Genomic DNA, 17,100 nt, shown 5'->3' on the forward strand with positions numbered 1-17,100 from the left:
CCCTCACCGGCCGTACGTCCCCGAGAACGTGAGAAGCCGCCCGGCGATGGGTGGTCGCCGGGCGGCTCCCCGTGGGCACGGTGATCCCCCGATGGCGGGCGTGACAGGTCGCGCCCTGGCCCGCGCCGCCGGCCGGCTGGTGGCCGGGCGGCGGCGCGGAAGGCTTACTTGGCGAGCAGGCTGCGCAGCACGTACTGCATGATGCCACCGTGCCGGTAGTAGTCGGCCTCGCCGGGCGTGTCGATGCGCACGACCGCGTCGAACTCGACGTCACCCGCCTTGACGTGGACGGTGCCGGGGATGGAGCCCTCGTTGAGCGCCTCGACCCCGGTGATGTCGAACGTCTCCTCGCCGGTCAGGCCCAGCGAGTCGGCGGTCTGGCCCTCCGGGAACTGCAGCGGCAGCACGCCCATGCCGATCAGGTTGGAGCGGTGGATGCGCTCGTAGGACTCGGCGATGACGGCGCGGACGCCCAGCAGCGCGGTGCCCTTGGCGGCCCAGTCGCGCGAGGAGCCGGAGCCGTACTCCTTGCCCGCCAGCACGACCAGGGGGGTGCCCTGGGCGGCGTAGTTGACGGAGGCGTCGTAGATGAACGACACCGGCGCGTCCGGCTGGGTGAAGTCGCGGGTGTAGCCGCCCTCGGTGCCGGGCGCGATCTGGTTGCGCAGCCGGATGTTGGCGAACGTGCCGCGGATCATCACCTCGTGGTTGCCGCGCCGCGACCCGTAGGAGTTGAAGTCCTTGACCTCGACCCCGTGCTCGCGCAGGTACTCGGCGGCGGGGGTGCCGACCTTGATGGAGCCGGCCGGCGAGATGTGGTCGGTGGTGACCGAGTCGCCGACCTTGACCAGCACGCGGGCGCCGGAGATGTCGGCGACGGGCTCGGGGTCGCGCGGCATGCCGTCGAAGTACGGAGGCTTGCGCACGTAGGTGGAGCCGGGGTCCCACGCGAACGTGTCGCCGGTCGGGACCGACAGCGACTTCCAGTGGTCGTCGCCCTCGAACACGTCGGCGTAGTCGCGCTCGAACATCTCACGCCCGATGGAGGAGTGGACCACCTCGGCGATCTCGTCGGGAGCAGGCCAGATGTCGCGCAGGTAGACGGGCTGCCCGTCGGAGCCGGTGCCGAGCGGCTCGTTGTCGAGGTCGATGTCCATGGTGCCGGCCAGCGCGTAGGCGACCACGAGCGGCGGCGAGGCCAGGTAGTTCATCTTGACGTCGGGGTTGATGCGGCCCTCGAAGTTGCGGTTGCCCGACAGCACGGCGGTCACCGCGAGGTCGTTGTCCTGCACCGCCTGGGAGATCTCCTCCGGCAGCGGGCCGGAGTTGCCGATGCAGGTGGTGCAGCCGTAGCCGACCAGGTTGAAGCCGATCTTGTCGAGGTACGGCTGGAGGCCGGAGCGCTCGAAGTAGCCGGTGACGACCTGCGAGCCGGGCGCCAGCGAGGTCTTGACCCACGGCTTGCGGGTCAGGCCCTTGTCGACGGCGTTGCGGGCCAGCAGGGCCGCGCCGAGCATCACGTACGGGTTGGAGGTGTTGGTGCAGGAGGTGATGGCGGCGATGGCCACGATGCCGTGGTCGATCTCGAACGAGGTGCCGTCGGCGAGCGTGACCGGCACCTTGTTGTGCGGCCGGTCGCGCTCCAGCTGGGTGGAGTGGGGCTGGTCGCCGTTGCCGTCGCGGCTGACCGCCGGGGAGTCGGAGGCGGGGAACGACTCGGCGGACGCCTCGTCGGCCGGGCCCAGGATGCTCGCGGCGTAGTCCTTGACGGCGGCGCGCCAGGCCTGCTTGGCGTCGGAGAGCGCGATGCGGTCCTGCGGGCGCTTGGGGCCGGCGATGGACGGCACGACGGTGCCGAGGTCGAGCTCGATGTACTCGGAGAACTCCGGCTCGGGCGCCGACGGGTCGAGCCAGAGGCCCTGGGCCTTGGCGTAGGCCTCGACGAGCGCGATCTGCTCCTCGGAGCGGCCGGTGAGCCTGAGGTAGTCGACGGTCTGGCCGTCGATCGGGAAGATGGCGCAGGTGGAGCCGAACTCGGGGCTCATGTTGCCGATCGTGGCCCGGTCGGCGACCGGCACGGACGAGACGCCCTCGCCGTAGAACTCCACGAACTTGCCGACGACGCCGTGCTTGCGCAGGATCTCGGTGATGGTGAGCACCAGGTCGGTGGCGGTGGCGCCGGCGGGCAGCTTGCCGCTGAGCCTGAAGCCGACCACGCGCGGGATGAGCATGGAGATCGGCTGGCCGAGCATCGCGGCCTCGGCCTCGATGCCGCCGACGCCCCAGCCGAGCACGCCGATGCCGTTCTCCATCGTGGTGTGGGAGTCGGTGCCGACGCAGGTGTCGGGGTAGGCCCGCCCGTCGCGGGTCATCACCACGCGGGCGAGGTGCTCGATGTTGACCTGGTGGACGATGCCGGTGCCGGGCGGGACGACCTTGAACTCGTCGAAGGCCGTCTGGCCCCAGCGCAGGAACTGGTAGCGCTCGCCGTTGCGTTCGTACTCGCGCTGGACGTTGCGCTGGAAGGCGTCGGGGTGGCCGAAGTAGTCGACGATCACCGAGTGGTCGATGACCATCTCGGCCGGGGCCAGCGGGTTGATGCGGGCCGGGTCGCCGCCGAGGTCGCGTACCGCCTCGCGCATGGTGGCGAGGTCGACGACGCAGGGCACGCCGGTGAAGTCCTGCATGATGACGCGGCCGGGGGTGAACTGGATCTCCACGCTCGGCTTGGCGTTCGGGTCCCAGCCGCCGAGGGCACGGATGTGGTCGGCGGTGATGTTGGCGCCGTCCTCGGTGCGGAGGAGGTTCTCCAGGAGGATTTTCAGGCTGTACGGGAGGCGCGCGGCACCCTCGACGGCGTCCACCCGGAAAATCTCATATGACGCGTCGCCGACGCGCAGCGTGTCACGGCTGCCGAAGCTGTTCGCGGACACGGTGGTTCGCCTCCTCCATTGACGGTTGCTCAGTAAGAATCCTGCCCCACCGCGGAAGCGTCCTTCACGTCAGGTGCCCCTAAGTCACGCGCGGCGGAAAGTCTCGATATCAAGATATCTCCAAAAGTATCTCGACATCAAGTTAAAGCGGGGCGAGCCGCCAGAAGAGCAGGCCGACGATGGCGACGGAGAGCACGGGAGCGAGGATCTTCTGCTCGAACTTCTTGCCGGTCTTGATGCCGATCTTCCACGGCAGCACGAACTTCACCGACAGGGGCCAGAGCACCGGGCACCCCCGCTCGGTCATGCAGTCGCCCACCACGTGCACCAGGGAGCCGATGCCCACGGCCAGCCCCAGCCAGGCGTACCCGACCCCCAGCGACAGGAAGACGGCGAAGAGCCCTGCCGTCATGCAGATGTCGACCATGGCGGAGGCGACCTTCTTGCCGGGGATGCCGATGCCGATCGCGCGTAAGGCGAGCCCGATCAGCAGCACGACCATGATGTCGCGGCCGATCGGATAGGAGGCGGCCAGCCAGTGGGCGCCCAGCCCGCTCACGACCGCGAAGGCCAGCGAGTGGGTGGCGCCCCGGTGCCCGCCGGCCAGCCAGGACACGGCCTTGCTGAGCAGCCAGGTCACGGGGCCGAAGGTCTGCGCGATGGTGGCGCTGGGGTGGTCGAGGTCGGGCAGCATGGCGGCGCCCGCGCAGATGATCGCGCCGGCGATGAGCTCGGCGGGGGTCAGCGCGGTGGCCATGATGCCGGTCTCGATGAACCGGGACGACTCGTTCAGGAAAGGCAGCGCGGCCAGTGGCGGTGCGAGCCCCAGCCAGGCGATGGCCCCCGTCAGCGCGTGCGTGTGCCCCATCATGATCGGGATGCTAGCGCCCCGGGCCCGCGCCCGCTCCGGCCGCCCGGGACAGGCTTGCGGGACCCGCCGGAACGTTCCGGAAATGCAGACGAGGCCGCTTCCAGCGGCGACAGCACCCCCCAGCCCTGCCGACGCGGAACGACCTCGTCTGATGGGAACAACGACGCATCCTGCGGTCCTGTTCCCGCTCCTTCCCAAGTTTTTGGTGATCTGAGTCACTTGCCCCGATTTATTGTCAGCGACATAGTGTCGATATATCGTAGAAGCATCGAGAGCCTTCGAGAGGAGTACGCGATGACGTCCGCACACGCCGCGGGAGGCCAGTGGCCCGACGCGCGCGAGATGAAAAGGGCCCTGCGTGACACGGTCAAGGCCGTGGCCGAGGCGTTCGAGCAGGACCGGACGCGGCATCACCACGAGAGCCACGAGAGCCACGAGCACCGCCATGAGCACCGGCACGAGCATCGCCACCGCGGGCGACGCAGCCCCGGACCGTTCCCGTTCGACCTCGGCCGCGGCCCGTGGGGGCCCGGCGGCCCGTTCGGTCCCGGCGGGCCGTTCGGCGGCCACCGCGGCTGGGGCGGCAGGACCCGCAAGGCCAAGCGCGGCGACGTGCGCGCAGCGATCCTCGCGCTGCTCTCGGAGGAGCCGCGCAACGGCTACCAGATCATCCAGGAGATCGCCGCGCGCAGCGAGGGCGGCTGGAAGCCCAGCCCCGGCGCCGTCTACCCGGCGCTGCAGCAGCTCACCGACGAAGGACTGATCGTCGCGGAGGAGAACGAGGGCCGCAAGACCTTCCGCCTCACCGAGGAGGGCCGGGCCTACATCGAGGCGCACGCCGACGAGGTGCGGGCCCCGTGGGACGAGATGCGCCCCGACATCGACGACAGCACGGCCGACCTGTGGGACACCGCGCGGCAGTCCGCCTTCGCGATGATGCAGATCCTCCAGACCGGAAGTGACGCGCAGATCCGCGAAGCGCGTAAGACTCTGGTTGAGACCCGGCGCAAGCTCTACCAGATCCTGGCCGACGGCGACCCGGACGAGGAGTGAAGCGATGACCCGGCACGGCGAGAACGAGGCATCCGTTATGGACCGTGACGACCTCCGCATCGGCGACGCCGAGCGCGAACAGACCATGGCCGCCCTGCGCGAGCACTTCGCCCAGGGCCGCCTCACCCACGAGGAGCTCGACGAGCGCCTCGACCAGGCGCTCGCCGCCCGCACCGTTCGTGACCTGACCCGCGTCACGGCCGACCTGCCCGGCCACGGCCCGGCCGGGCCCGCGCCCTTCCCCGGCCTGCCGCCCCTCCCCGGTCCGATGCCCCTCCCCGGTCACGACCTGGGCTCGTGGCAGGAGGCGATACGGGCGCACCGCAAGCAGATGCGGGTCCACCAGCAGCAGATGCGGGCGGTCCGGCACCAGGCGCGGCTCCACGGGCGGGGGCCGCTGCACCACCGCCGCCACCGCGGCCCCGGGCCGATCCTGCCGATCGCGGTCGTGCTGATGGCCCTGGTGCTGTTCTCCGGCGGCTTCGGCGTGCTGAAGTTCGTCTTCTTCGTCGTGGCCTGCGTGCTGATCTTCAAGTTCGTCAGCGGCCGCTTCCGGAGGTGACGGGCTATCCCATCTCCTCCAGTTTCCGGCCCTTCGTTTCCTTGATCCATTTGAGGACGAAGAGGAGCGACAGCACCGCGAAGAACGCGTACATCGCGTACGTGAGCGGCAGGTTCCACTCCGACAGCGCCGGGAAGCTCACGGTGATGGCCCAGTTCGTCAGCCACTGCGCCGCCGCCGCCACGCCCAGGGCGGCGGCGCGGATCCGGTTGGGGAACATCTCGCCGAGCAGCACCCAGACCACCACACCCCACGACAGGGCGAAGAACAGCACGAACAGGTTCGCGGCGACCAGCGCTATCGCGCCCTGCGGGCCGGGCAGCGAGACCGCGCCGTCGACGGACCGGGCCGCGCTGAACGCCCAGGCGGCGGTGCCCAGGGAGAGCGCCATGCCGGCCGAGCCCATGAGCAGCAGCGGCTTCCTGCCGATCTTGTCGACCAGGGCGATGGCGATGAACGTGCCGATGAGGTTGATGACCGAGCTGGAGAAGCTGATCAGCAGGGACTGGGACTGGTCGATGCCCACCGACTGCCACAGCACGGACGAGTAGTAGAAGATCACGTTGATGCCGACGAGCTGCTGGAACGCCGACAGCGCGATGCCGATCCAGACGATGGGCAGCAGCCCCAGCGCCCCGCCGCGCAGGTCTCTCAGCGTCGGCCGGCGCTCGGACTTGAGCACGTCCTGGATCTCCCGCACGCGGGCGTCCAGGTCGACGCCCGCGGGCTCCACCTCGGCCAGCACCTTCCTGGCGGCCTTGGGCCGGCCCGCCATGACCAGGTAGCGCGGCGACTCGGGGATCGACGAGGCGAACAGCAGGTAGAGCAGGGCCGGCACGACGCAGGCGCCCAGCATCCACTGCCACGCCTGCAGGCCCCACAGCTCGTTGTTGACGTTGTCGCCCGCCAGCCGGACGAACACGTAGTTCACCAGCTGGGAGGCGGCGATGCCCAGCACGATGGCGAGCTGCTGGAACGATCCAAGCCTCCCCCGGTATGCGGGCGGGGCGACCTCGGCGATGTAGGCCGGGCCGAGCACCGACGCCATGCCGATCGCGATGCCCGCCAGGGCGCGCCACAGGGTCAGGTCCCAGATGGCGAAGGGCAGCGCCTGGCCGACGGAGCTGACGGCGAAGATGATCGCCGCGATCTGCATCGTGCGCGTGCGTCCCCACCGGTCGGCGAACCCGCCGCCGAACCAGGCCCCCACGGCGGACCCGAGCAGCGCGACGGCCACCACGAGACCGATCTCCACGCTCCCCACCCGGAAGTGGTTCTGGATGCCCACGACGGCGCCGTTGATCACGGAGCTGTCGTAGCCGAACAGGAAACCGCCGACCGCCGCCGCGGCGGCGATGAAGATGACGTGGCCGAGGTTCTCCTGCCGGGTGTGCTGGGTAGCCATGCGTTCCCTCCCCTGGACGGGGCAACTACCCGCACACGTCGGCTTCAGCGCCGTGATTACCGTTTCTTGCGCTAACCCGATCTCTCCGCAGTCACAACCGGGGGTCCACGGGCTCCGACTCCAGCGCGAGCACCGCGAACACCGGCTCGTGCACCCGCCAGCCGGGCTCGCCGTCCGCGAGCCGCGCCAGCGCCTCCAGGCCGAGCGCGTGCTCGCGCAGCGCGAGCGAGCGCTTCTTGCCGGGGAAGCGCCTGCGGAGCACGCCGAGCGACTCGGTGTAGTCGGGGCCGTAGATGATCCGCAGGTACTCGCGGCCCCGGACCTTGACGCCCGGCTGCACCCGTCCCGTCACGTGCTCGGCCGGCTTGACCACCATGCCCTCGCCGCCGGCGGCGGTCAGCGACTCCCACCAGGCGACGGCCTCGGCCCGCGACTCGGCCGAGCCGAGGGTGACGAAGACGTGCCGGGTCCCGGCGATGATCGGCGCGGTGAGCGCGGACAGCGTCTCCAGGTGCCAGGCGTGCGGCTCCAGCGCCGTGGCCCGGCCCTGGCAGGCCAGGATCTGGAAGGGCGCGACCCGTACCCCTTCCAGGCCGTCGACCGGCCAGCAGTAGCGCGCGTACGCGTCGCGGAACAGCGCGGCGTTGCCGGCGCGGCGGCGGGTGCGCTCCAGCAGGCCGGTCACGTCCAGCCCCCGGCCGGCCGCGGACTCCAGCGCGGCGACCGCGTCGGGCAGCGCGGCGCGGGCGGCGGCGCCGACCGACGCGTACTGGCGCCTGATCAGCTCGCCGGCCTTGGCGGACCAGGGCAGCAGCTCACAGTCGAGCGCCACCCAGTCGGAGCCGAGCGCGTCCCACAGCGGCTCGCAGGCCACGCGGAGCCGGTCGACCAGCGGCGCGGTGTCGGCGAAGAACGGCCGGCCGGTGCGGGTGTAGACGACGCCGGCGCTGCCGTCGGTGACGCCGAACCGCTCGGCCGCCGCCTCGGGCGTACGGGCGAGCACGGCCACGGCCCGTGAGCCCATGTGCTTCTCCTCGCACACCACCCGCTCCACCCCGGCGGCGGCGAACTCCTCGAACGCCTCGTGCGGATGCTCCAGGTAGCCGTCGAGCGCGGACGTCTCGGGCGGCGCCATGGTCGGCGGCAGGTAGATCAGCCAGCGCGGGTCCACCGCGAACCGGCTCAACACCTCCAGCGCCGCTGCGGCGTTCTCCTCCCGCACCTTGACCCGGCCGCCGAACCTGGTCTCGACGTGGCGGGTGCCGCGCACGTCGTCGACGGACAGCAGCTCGGGATCGCGCACGGGCGCTGCCAGCGGCTTGACCGGCTCGTACCAGACCCGCTGGGCGGGCACCTGGACCAGTTCCCGCTCCGGGTAGCGCAGCGCGGTCAGGCTGCCGCCGAACACGCAGCCGGTGTCGAGGCAGATCGTGTCGTTGACCCACTCGGGCCGCGTGGTCGGGGTGTGCCCGTAGACGACCATGGCCCGGCCGCGGTACTCCTGCGCCCACGGGTAGCGGACCGGCAGGCCGTACTCGTCGGTCTCGCCGGTGGTGTCGCCGTACAGCGCGAAGGCCCGCACCCGGCCGGAGGCGCGGCCGTGGTAGGCCTCCTTGAGCCCGGCGTGCGCCACCACCAGCCGCCCGCCGTCGAGCACGTAGTGGCTGATCAGCCCGTCCATGAAGGCCCGCGCCCGCTCGACGAACTCCGGCGGCCGCGCCGCGAGCTGGTCGAGCGACTCGCGCAGGCCGTGCGCGACCTTGACCTTGCGGCCGCCCAGCGCGCGCACCAGCTTGGCCTCGTGGTTGCCCGCCACGCAGATCGCGGTGCCGGCCTCGACCATGTCCATGACCAGCCGCAGCACGCCCGGCGTGTCCGGCCCGCGGTCCACCAGGTCGCCGACGAACACGGCGGTGCGGCCCTCGGGGTGCGCCGGCCCCTCCGGGCCGGACCGCCAGCCGAGCTTCTCCAGCAGCGCCTCCAGCTCCGCCCGGCAGCCGTGCACGTCGCCGATCACGTCGAACGGCCCGGTCAGCTCGCGCCTGTCGGACCAGGCCTTCTCGTACGAGACGACGGCGCCGTCGATCTGCTCGGCGCCGCGCAGCACGTGCACCTTCCTGAAGCCGTCGCGGGAGATCTTGCCCAGCGAACGGCGCAGCTCCTTGCGCTGGCGGACGACGACCCGGGCGCCGAAGTCGCGGTCGGGCCTTCGCGCGTTGCGCTCGACCGCGACCTCCTCGGGCACGTCCAGCACGATGGCGTCGCACAGCACGTCGTGCCGCCTGGCCAGGTCGATGAGGCTCTTGCGGGCGGCGTACTGCACGTTGGTGGCGTCCACGACGGTGAGCAGCCCGCGCGCCAGGCGCACGCCCACGATGTGGTGCAGCAGGTCGAAGGCGGCGGGGGTGGCGCTCTGGTCGTTCTCGTCGTCGGAGACGAGGCCGCGGCAGAAGTCGGACGAGATGACCTGCGTCGGCCTGAAGTGACGGGCGGCGAAGGTCGACTTGCCGCTGCCGGAGACGCCGACGAGCACCACCAGGGAGAGCTCAGGAACGCTGATCACGGGTGAAGACTCCCATCTGGGTGGGCGGGCCGAGCTCCGGGTCCTCCTCGCCGACGGGCCGCAGCTCGACGCGGTAGCCGTGACGCTCGCCCACGCCGCGGGCCCAGGCGGCGAACTCGGCGCGGGTCCACTCGAAGCGGTGGTCGGGGTGGCGCAGGCCGGTGAGGGAGGCGTAGCGCGGGTTGTACTCGATGTTGGGGGTGGTGACGACGACGTGGCCGGGCCTGGCCTGGCCGAACACGACCTGTTCGAGCGCGGCCAGGCGGGACGGGTCGACGTGCTCGACCACCTCCATGAGCACGGCGGCGTCGTAGCCGGCCAGGCGCGCGTCGGTGTACGTGAGAGCGCCCTGGAAGAGGGTGAGCCTGGCGCGCTTGGCGTCGGGCATGCGCTCCGGCTTCAGCCTGCGGGCGGCGATGGCCAGCGCCGTCGCCGAGACGTCCATGCCGGCCACCCGGGCGAAGCGCGGATGGGACAGCAGCGCGCCGACCAGCTCGCCCTGGCCGCAGCCGAGGTCGATGACGCTGGTCGCGCCGAGCTCCTCCAGGGCCCGCAGCACGGCGGCCCGCCGCTGAGCACTGAGCGGCGCCCGCCTCTCCGCAGGCACGCCGGCGGCGCCGCTCCCGATCACGCCCGCCGCGTCATGGGCGTCATCTCCGGTCGCGCCGTGTGCCTCGGCCTCGGCGGCGGCGGCCTCGTCGGCCGCCGTCTCCCCCTCCGGCGCCTCCTCGGCGAGCGCGGGCTCCAGCCGCTCCTCCGGCTCGTCGCCCAGCTCGGCCAGCCGGGCCAGCGCGGTCCGCGCCAGCGCCCAGCGCCGCCCCAGGTAGCGCCGGGCGATGAGGCCGCGCTCCGGGTGCCCGCCCAGCCAGCCCTCACCGGCGCGGACCAGCTTGTCGATCTCGTCGGACGCGATCCAGTAGTGCTTGCCGTCGTCGAGCACCGGCAGCAGCACGTACAGATGGTTGAGCGCGTCGGCCAGCCGGACCGTGCCGGACAGCTCCAGCCGCACGTACCGCGAGTCACCCCACTCGGGGAAGCCCTCGTCGAGCGGCACCGGCAGGGCGCTCACCTGCCAGCCGAGCGGCGCGAAGAGCCGCTCGGCCAGTTCGGGGCCGCCCCGGCAGGGCAGCGCGGGCAGCCGGATCTCCAGCGGCAGCGGCGCCGCCGCCAGCTCGGGCCTGGCCTTGCAGCGCCCGGCCCGCGCGGTGCGGAACACGTCGGCCAGCGCGACCGCCAGCAGCGACGACGCGGCGTACGGCCGGTCGTTGACGTACTGGGCCAGGCTGAAGTCGGGCGTGGCCCTGCTCCGCGACCTGGTCAGCGTGACCGAGTCGACGTCGAGCAGGAGCGCCGCCGTGCACCGTTCCTCCCCCGCCTCCGGATAGAACACCGTGGCCTCGCCGAACGACTGGCCGAACCGCTGCACCCGGTCGGGATGCTTGTGCAGCAGGAAGCCGAGGTCGGTGGCGGGACGGGCGGTGGTGGAGATCGTCAGGAGCACGCGGACAAGTGTGCATCAGCCCGGCGAATCGCTGCCATCGGTTAAACGTGCGGCAACACCTCGGCGGCGATGAGTTCCAGGTGCTCCAGATCGGTCAGGTCCAGCACCTGAAGGTAGATCCGCTCGGCGCCGAGCGAGCCGAACGCGCCGATCTTCTCCAGCACCTCGGCCGGGGTGCCGGCCAGCCCTTCCTCGCGCAGCCGGTCCAGCGGCGTGCCGATGGCGGCGGCCCGGCGTTCCAGCTCGGCCGGGTCCCGGCCCACGCACACGGTCTGCGCCGCCGACATGAGGAGGTCCCTGCCCGTCTCCTGGGCCGCCCGGCGCACCCGCTCGAAGGCGGTCCCGGTCTCCTCGACGGTGTGGAAGGGCACGTTGTACTCGTCGGCGAACGTCGCGGCCAGGCGCGGGGTGCGCTTGGCGCCGAAGCCGCCGATGATGATCGGCGGGCCGGGCCGCTGCGCCGGCTTGGGCAGCGCGGGCGAGTCGACCAGCCGGTAGTAGGCGCCGTCGTAGGAGTACGACTTCTCCGCCGCCCACAGCCCCTTGACGATCTCCAACTGCTCCTCGAACCGGCCGAACCGCTCCGCCGTGGGCGGGAACGGGATGCCGTACGCGGCGTGCTCGCCGTCGTACCAGCCGGTGCCCAGGCCCAGCTCGACCCGGCCGCCGCTCATCTGGTCGACCTGGGCCACGCTGATCGCCAGCGGCCCGGGGAGCCGGAACGTCGCCGGGGTCACCAGCGTGCCCAGCCTGATCGAGGAGGTCTCGCGGGCCAGCCCCGCCAGCGTGATCCAGGCGTCGGTGGAGCCGGGCCCCTGGTCGCCGTCCCCGATCCGCTGGTAGTGGTCAGAGCGGAAGAACGCGTCGAAACCGAGCCTTTCGGCGGCTCTGGCCACCGTGAGCAACTCGTCGTACGTGGCGCCCTGCTGGGGCTCGGTGAAAATCCGCAACTTCATGCGGCCATTATCGATCCAAAGCGGACGTCATCCGGAGATTGACCGCGCGCCGCCCCGAAGGCTTGCTAACGTCCACACTCGACCGCGTTCAGTAGCCGTGTCATCACTCGGAGTGGCTCATGTCGGCTTCCCGGCGCAGCAGACCAGCCGGTACGCTCCCGCGCCCGCTCGCCTTCCTGGCCGCGGCCGTGCTCGCGACGGCCACCGGGACGGCGGTCTCGCTGCTGCCCGCCCAGGCCGAGCTCCACCGGGCCGCACCGGTGCCCGCCCCCTCGTCCCCGCGGGCCGTCCCCGGCTCGTCTCCGGCCGCCTCCCCGTCGCACCCGCCGGGTCCTTCCGGATTCGTGACGTTCGTCGACACCGCCGCGGACCCCGGCTTCGACCTTCCCGCCGACGCGCGCAGCACCGGCGTGCGCTGGTACGCGCTCGGTCATCTGAGCCCCGCGTCCGACGGCTGCGCGCTGCGGTGGGCGGGGCGGCTGGCATTCGGCCACGACCCGGTGGCCAACCGGATCGGCCGGCTGCGCGCCCTGGGCGGCGACGCCGGGCTGGTCTTCGGCGGCCCCGCGGGCGAGGCCGCCGCGACCTGCACCGGGCCGGACGCGCTGACCGCCGCCTACCGGCGGGCCGTGGGGGCCTTCGACGCCGGGTATGTCGAGTTCGAGCTGTCCGACCCCGGGGACCGGGCGACGGTGCTGCGCCGCGCCCGCGCGATCGGGGCGCTGCAGCGCGAGCGGCGGCTGCGGACCGGCTTCACCGTGCCGCTGCGGGCCGGCGGGCTGGCCGCCCACGACGCCGAGATGCTGCGGCTCACCCGCGAGGCGGGCGCCGACATCGCCACCGTGAACGTGCTGGCCAGGATCGAGCCGCAGGCGGCGCCCGAGGGCCGCCTGCGGCGGCTCGCGCTCGCCCTGCGGGCCGCCCGCGTCCAGGTCGCGCGGGCGTACGGACTGGCGAGCGCGGACGAGGCGTGGCCCCGGCTGGCGCTGACGTGCGTGCCGGCCGGTCCGGCCGATCTGAGCGCGGCCGACGCGCGCGCGCTGCTCGCGTTCGCCGCCCGCCACCGGCTGGCATGGCTGTCGCTCAGGGGCGCCGACCGCGACTCGGAGGCGGCGCGGATCCTCCGAGGATGACCCCCTTCGGCCGCTCCTGCCGGGAACTATAGGCTTTGGCCAGGCAAGCGGCGGATGAGCGGTTAGGGGAACATGGTGGCCTCCAGGCCGGACACGGCGCGGAAAATCCTCGTCTACTGGATGGACGGCCTGGTTCTCCTCACGGGGATGATCCTCCTCATCGTGATCCTCCTCTCCGTCCGGCAGGGCTCGATGGGCTGGGCGACCGGGGCCGCCTCGGCGGCGGGCGTGGCGGTGGTGTTCGTCCTCTTCTCCCTGATCCTCAGGGACGCCTTCGACAGCCGGCCGCGGCCCACGGTCAAGCTGGTCGTCTCCGGGGCGGCGGTGGCGGGCATCCTCCTGTTGCCGCTGCCGCCCGGCGGCGACTACATGTCCTGGGACGTGACCGCGTACTTCTGGCTCAGCGCCGTCGTGCTCTACCTGCCGTTATGGGCGTCCGCCCTGGTGGGCGCGGCACTGGTCACGGCCGTCACGTTCCTGAACCACGCGGCCGGCCCCGACTGGCCGGCCGTGCTGCCGGGTCAGCTGGCCGCCGCCGTCTCGATGTCGCTGGCCATCTGGCTGTGGCGCTGGCTGTGGTGGACGATCAGGGACGCGCACGACAGCCAGGCGGCCAAGGCCCGGCTCGCCGTCGCCGAGGAGCGGCTGCGGTTCGCCCGCGACCTGCACGACCTGCTCGGCCACAGCCTGTCGGTCATCACGCTGAAGAGCGAGCTCGCCGCCAAGCTCGCCGCCAAGGACTCCGCCAAGGCCGCGGCCGAGATGGCCGACGTCCGGCGGCTGGCCGGTGAGTCGCTGCTGGAGGTCCGGCTCGCCGTCGACGGCTACCGCTCGCTGGACCTGGACGAGGAGCTGGCCAGGGCGTGCGCCGTACTGGAGGCCGCGGGCACCCGCTGCGTCGTCGAGGCGGACACGGCGGAGCTGACGCCCGACGCCCGCGCGCTGCTCGCCTGGGTGGTGCGTGAGGGCACGACGAACGTGCTCAAGCACAGCTCCGCCTCCCGCTGCTCGATCACCCTGGCCGGCGGCGTGCTGGAGATGCGCAACGACGGCGTGCACGGCCCGGCCGACGGCGCCGGCAGCGGGCTGCGCGGCCTGGCCGAGCGGATGGCCGCCGCGGGCGGCGCCTTCTCCGCCGGGCCGGTCCGCGAGGGAGAGTTCGCGCTGCGGGCGCAGGTGCCGGCATGAGACGGGCCACCAAGCTGGACAAGGCCCGCTGGCTCGTCGTCTACTCGACGGACCTGATCTACGCCCTGGGCCTGCTCGGGCTGGTGCAGCTGTACACGCTGCGGACGCACGGCGTGCCGGACCTCCTGATCGCGGGGGCGGCGGCGCTGGTGGTCCTGGTCGTGGTGGTCGCGATGCGGGGGTTCCGGCTGGCCGTCAGGGGCGCGCCGCGGCCGACCGGGCTGCTGGTCGTCGCCGGGGTCGCCACGCTGCTGCTGGCCGTCTTCCCCATTCTCCCGACGATCCCGATCTGGCCGGCGATGCTGGCGCCGTGGCTGCGCAAGCGCACCGTCTGGCTGGTGGCGGCCGGCTCGGTCGTCCTGGTGCAGGCGCTCATCACCGTGGCCGGCGGGTTCGAGCCGGCGGCCCTGCTGCTGCAGGCCCTGCTGACCTGCGCCCTGGTCGCCGGGGTCCCGGTGAACCTGTGGCTGTGGCGCATCATCAGGGAGGCGCACGAGGGCCAGGAGGCCAGGGCCATGCTGGCCGTGTCGGAGGAGCGGCTGCGCTTCGCCCGCGACCTCAACGACCTGCTCGGCCAGAGCCTGACCGGCATCGCGGCCAGGGCGGCGGGGGCCGAGGAACTGCTGCGCGCCGACCCGGAGGCGGCCGGCCGCGAGATGTTCGAGGTACGCGACCTCGCCCGGCAGTCGCTGCGGGAGGTGCGCGCCACCGTGCAGAGCTACCGGGCGCTCGACCTGGACGAGGTGCTGGCCAGCGTCCGGGCGGTGCTGGAGGCCGCGGACGTGCGCTGCGCCGTGGACTGCGACGCCGACGCGCTGCCGCCCGAGACCCGCACCCTGCTGGCCGCGGTGGTCCGCGAGGGCACGACGAACGTGCTCAAGCACAGCAAGGCCGAACACTGCACGATCACCATCAAGGAGGGGATCCTGGAGATGACCAACGACGGCGTCACCGGCCCGGTGGGCGACCACGCGCCGGACGGCCTCGGCGGGCTCGCCCAGCGCGTCCGCGGCGCCGGGGGCACGCTGGTGGCCGGGCCCACGTCCGACGGCGGGTACGCGCTCAGGATGGTGATGCCGGTATGACGACGCGCGTGCTGCTGGCCGACGACGAGCACCTCATCAGGGGCGCGCTCGCCGCGCTGCTCGACCTGGAGGACGGCATCGAGGTGGTGGCCCAGGTGGGCAGGGGCGACGAGGTGATGGCCGCGGTCGCCGAGCACCGGCCGGACGTGGCCGTGCTGGACATCGAGATGCCGGGCATGGACGGGCTGAGCGCCGCCGAGCAGATCAGCTCCCAGTGCAAGATCGTGATCCTGACCAGCCTCGGCCGGCCCGGATACCTGCGCCGGGCCATGGCCGCCGGGGTGAGCGGCTTCCTGGGCAAGGACGCCTCCTCCGAGGAGCTGGCCATGGCGATCCGCAAGGTGCAGGCGGGCGGGCGCTACCTCGACGCCGAGCTGGCCGCCGCCGCGATGGCCGCCGGTGACAGCCCGCTCACCGACCGGGAGCGCGACGCGCTGCGCCTGGCCGCCGACGGGCACACCATCGCGCGGATCGCGGGCGAGCTGCACCTCACCGAAGGGACCGTACGCAACTACCTGTCGAGCGCCATGACCAAACTGCACGCCCAGAACCGCCTGGAAGCCATCAGAACAGCCCAGCGCATGGGCTGGCTCTAGGACTCCTTCACCAGCAGCGCCACGCATTCCACGTGGTGGGTCATCGGGAAGGCGTCGAAGGCGCGCAGGTCGGCCAGCGGGTAGCCGTGGCCGGCCAGCCGGTCGAGGTCGCGGGCGAGCGTGGCCGGATCGCAGGAGACGTACACGATGCGTGACGGCCTCAGGGCGGCGATGCGGTCCACCACGTCGCGGCCGAGGCCCGCGCGGGGCGGGTCGACGACGACGAGATCGGCGCGCTCGATCGCGTAGCGGTCGAGCGCGTCCTCGACGCGGCCCCGCTCCACCCGGGCCTGGGGCAGGTCGCGGAGGTTGGCGCGGGCGTCGCGGACGGCGGCGGCGTCGGACTCCAGGCCGAACACGGCGCCGTCGGGCCCGACGGCCTCGGCCAGGCCCGCGGCGAACAGCCCGGCGCCGCAGTAGAGGTCGAGGGCCCACTCCCCCGGCTGGGGGGCGGCGTAGGCGAGGACGGCGTCGAGCAGGGTCTCGGCGGCTCCCGGGTGGACCTGCCAGAAGCCGCTGCCGGCGACCCGGAACTCGCGCCCGCCCGCCCGTTCGCGCAGCACTCCGGAGCCGCGCCGCGCGACGGTCTTGCCCTTGCCCTCGTCGAGCAGGATCGCGGCGGGCGCGTCGAGGTCGGGCACGACGGCGGGGCGGCGGGGCCGCGGGGTGACGACGACGGCCCGCTCGCCGCCGGACGAGGCGATCACCTCGACCGCGCGGGCGCCCGGCCAGTCGTGCGCCTCCGCGCCGACGGCCTCCACGTCGGGGTGGGCGATCAGGCAGGCGTCGATGGGCTGGACGTCGTGGGAGCGGTGGCGGCGCAGGCCGATCCGGCCGTCGGGGCGGACGGCGAACTGCACGCGGGTGCGCCAGCCGAGTCCGTCCTCGGCGCCGGGCACCTCCTCGACGACGACCTTCCGGTCGATGCGGGCGATGCGGCGCAGCTGCTCGGCCACCACGTCGGCCTTGAGCCCGCGCTGCGCCTCCAGGGTGGCGTGCTGCCAGTCGCAGCCGCCGCACAGGCCGGGACCGGCGTACGGGCAGGGCGGCACCACCCGGTCGGGCGACGCCTCGATGATCCGCACCGCGTCGGCCCGGAGGAAGCGGCTCGTCTCCTCGGTGACCTGGGCGATCACGCGCTCTCCCGGCAGCGCGTGGCGGACGAAGACCACGCGGCCCTCGTGGCGCGCCACGCACCAGCCGCCGTGCGCGACCGGGCCGACCGTCAGCTCGAACGTTGCCTGTTCCACACCC

13 protein-coding genes are annotated in these 17,100 nt (G+C 72.8%); 6 read left to right on the forward strand and 7 right to left on the reverse strand.

Annotated elements, in window-relative coordinates:
- Positions 1-164: 164 nt before the first annotated feature.
- Together ACQEUU_RS27700 and ACQEUU_RS27705 are read right to left on the reverse strand one after the other, a co-directional pair.
- On the reverse strand, positions 165-2,933 hold the full coding sequence (locus tag ACQEUU_RS27700) for an aconitate hydratase (protein ID WP_433071339.1): 2,769 nt from the start codon (positions 2,931-2,933) through the stop codon (positions 165-167).
- 142 nt (positions 2,934-3,075) lie between these two features.
- A complete protein-coding gene (locus ACQEUU_RS27705) occupies positions 3,076-3,804 on the reverse strand; it encodes a metal-dependent hydrolase (protein ID WP_433071341.1) in 729 nt (242 codons plus the stop codon).
- Positions 3,805-4,098: 294 nt separating this feature from the next.
- Between ACQEUU_RS27705 and ACQEUU_RS27710 the strand changes: the two genes are divergently transcribed.
- A complete protein-coding gene (locus tag ACQEUU_RS27710) occupies positions 4,099-4,857 on the forward strand; it encodes a PadR family transcriptional regulator (RefSeq protein ID WP_433071343.1) in 759 nt (252 codons plus the stop codon).
- Positions 4,858-4,894: 37 nt separating this feature from the next.
- Complete coding sequence (locus tag ACQEUU_RS27715; protein ID WP_433071345.1) at positions 4,895-5,419, forward strand: DUF1707 domain-containing protein; 525 nt, start codon at positions 4,895-4,897, stop codon at positions 5,417-5,419.
- A 4-nt stretch (positions 5,420-5,423) separates the two neighbouring features.
- On the opposite strand, the gene ACQEUU_RS27720 is transcribed toward ACQEUU_RS27715, so the two are convergent.
- The 4 genes from ACQEUU_RS27720 to ACQEUU_RS27735 all read right to left on the reverse strand — a co-directional run bounded on the left by ACQEUU_RS27720 (position 5,424) and on the right by ACQEUU_RS27735 (position 11,844).
- Positions 5,424-6,824 (reverse strand): sugar porter family MFS transporter, encoded by a 1,401-nt coding sequence (locus ACQEUU_RS27720; protein WP_433071347.1) that lies wholly within the window; start codon positions 6,822-6,824, stop codon positions 5,424-5,426.
- A 91-nt stretch (positions 6,825-6,915) separates the two neighbouring features.
- Positions 6,916-9,387: a polynucleotide kinase-phosphatase gene (locus ACQEUU_RS27725; RefSeq protein WP_433071348.1), complete on the reverse strand. Its 2,472-nt coding sequence runs from the start codon at positions 9,385-9,387 to the stop codon at positions 6,916-6,918.
- Entirely contained in the window at positions 9,371-10,888 is a 1,518-nt protein-coding gene (locus tag ACQEUU_RS27730; protein ID WP_433071350.1) for a 3' terminal RNA ribose 2'-O-methyltransferase Hen1, read from the reverse strand. Before ACQEUU_RS27730 ends, ACQEUU_RS27725 begins: the two co-directional genes overlap by 17 nt.
- Before the next feature lie 41 nt (positions 10,889-10,929).
- Positions 10,930-11,844: an LLM class F420-dependent oxidoreductase gene (locus ACQEUU_RS27735; protein WP_433071352.1), complete on the reverse strand. Its 915-nt coding sequence runs from the start codon at positions 11,842-11,844 to the stop codon at positions 10,930-10,932.
- Positions 11,845-11,963: 119 nt separating this feature from the next.
- On the opposite strand from ACQEUU_RS27735, the gene ACQEUU_RS27740 reads away from it, so the two are divergent.
- The 4 genes from ACQEUU_RS27740 (at position 11,964) to ACQEUU_RS27755 (ending at position 15,846) form a co-directional block, all read left to right on the forward strand.
- Entirely contained in the window at positions 11,964-12,977 is a 1,014-nt protein-coding gene (locus tag ACQEUU_RS27740; protein ID WP_433071354.1) for a hypothetical protein, read from the forward strand.
- Between the two features lie 72 nt (positions 12,978-13,049).
- The gene (locus ACQEUU_RS27745; protein ID WP_433071356.1) at positions 13,050-14,165 is read left to right on the forward strand and encodes a sensor histidine kinase; all 1,116 of its coding nucleotides are present in this window, start codon (positions 13,050-13,052) and stop codon (positions 14,163-14,165) included.
- A complete protein-coding gene (locus ACQEUU_RS27750; protein WP_433071358.1) occupies positions 14,162-15,250 on the forward strand; it encodes a sensor histidine kinase in 1,089 nt (362 codons plus the stop codon). The genes ACQEUU_RS27745 and ACQEUU_RS27750 overlap by 4 nt, the downstream gene beginning before the upstream one ends.
- On the forward strand, positions 15,247-15,846 hold the full coding sequence (locus tag ACQEUU_RS27755; protein WP_433071360.1) for a response regulator transcription factor: 600 nt from the start codon (positions 15,247-15,249) through the stop codon (positions 15,844-15,846). The genes ACQEUU_RS27750 and ACQEUU_RS27755 overlap by 4 nt, the downstream gene beginning before the upstream one ends.
- On the opposite strand, the gene ACQEUU_RS27760 is transcribed toward ACQEUU_RS27755, so the two are convergent.
- Positions 15,843-17,096 (reverse strand): class I SAM-dependent RNA methyltransferase, encoded by a 1,254-nt coding sequence (locus ACQEUU_RS27760; protein ID WP_433071362.1) that lies wholly within the window; start codon positions 17,094-17,096, stop codon positions 15,843-15,845. The genes ACQEUU_RS27755 and ACQEUU_RS27760 overlap by 4 nt on opposite strands.
- Positions 17,097-17,100: the final 4 nt, after the last annotated feature.

The sequence above is a fragment of the Nonomuraea sp. CA-218870 genome (genome assembly GCF_050936535.1).
Lineage (GTDB): Bacteria > Actinomycetota > Actinomycetes > Streptosporangiales > Streptosporangiaceae > Nonomuraea > Nonomuraea corallina.

Coding starts and splice junctions, on each gene's coding strand:
- ACQEUU_RS27705 (WP_433071341.1), bottom strand. CDS start 3,804: ATGATGGGGCACACGCACGCGCTGACGGGGGCCATCGCCTGGCTGGGG.
- ACQEUU_RS27710 (WP_433071343.1), top strand. CDS start 4,099: ATGACGTCCGCACACGCCGCGGGAGGCCAGTGGCCCGACGCGCGCGAG.
- ACQEUU_RS27715 (WP_433071345.1), top strand. CDS start 4,895: ATGGACCGTGACGACCTCCGCATCGGCGACGCCGAGCGCGAACAGACC.
- ACQEUU_RS27720 (WP_433071347.1), bottom strand. CDS start 6,824: ATGGCTACCCAGCACACCCGGCAGGAGAACCTCGGCCACGTCATCTTC.
- ACQEUU_RS27735 (WP_433071352.1), bottom strand. CDS start 11,844: ATGAAGTTGCGGATTTTCACCGAGCCCCAGCAGGGCGCCACGTACGAC.
- ACQEUU_RS27740 (WP_433071354.1), top strand. CDS start 11,964: ATGTCGGCTTCCCGGCGCAGCAGACCAGCCGGTACGCTCCCGCGCCCG.
- ACQEUU_RS27745 (WP_433071356.1), top strand. CDS start 13,050: ATGGTGGCCTCCAGGCCGGACACGGCGCGGAAAATCCTCGTCTACTGG.
- ACQEUU_RS27750 (WP_433071358.1), top strand. CDS start 14,162: ATGAGACGGGCCACCAAGCTGGACAAGGCCCGCTGGCTCGTCGTCTAC.
- ACQEUU_RS27755 (WP_433071360.1), top strand. CDS start 15,247: ATGACGACGCGCGTGCTGCTGGCCGACGACGAGCACCTCATCAGGGGC.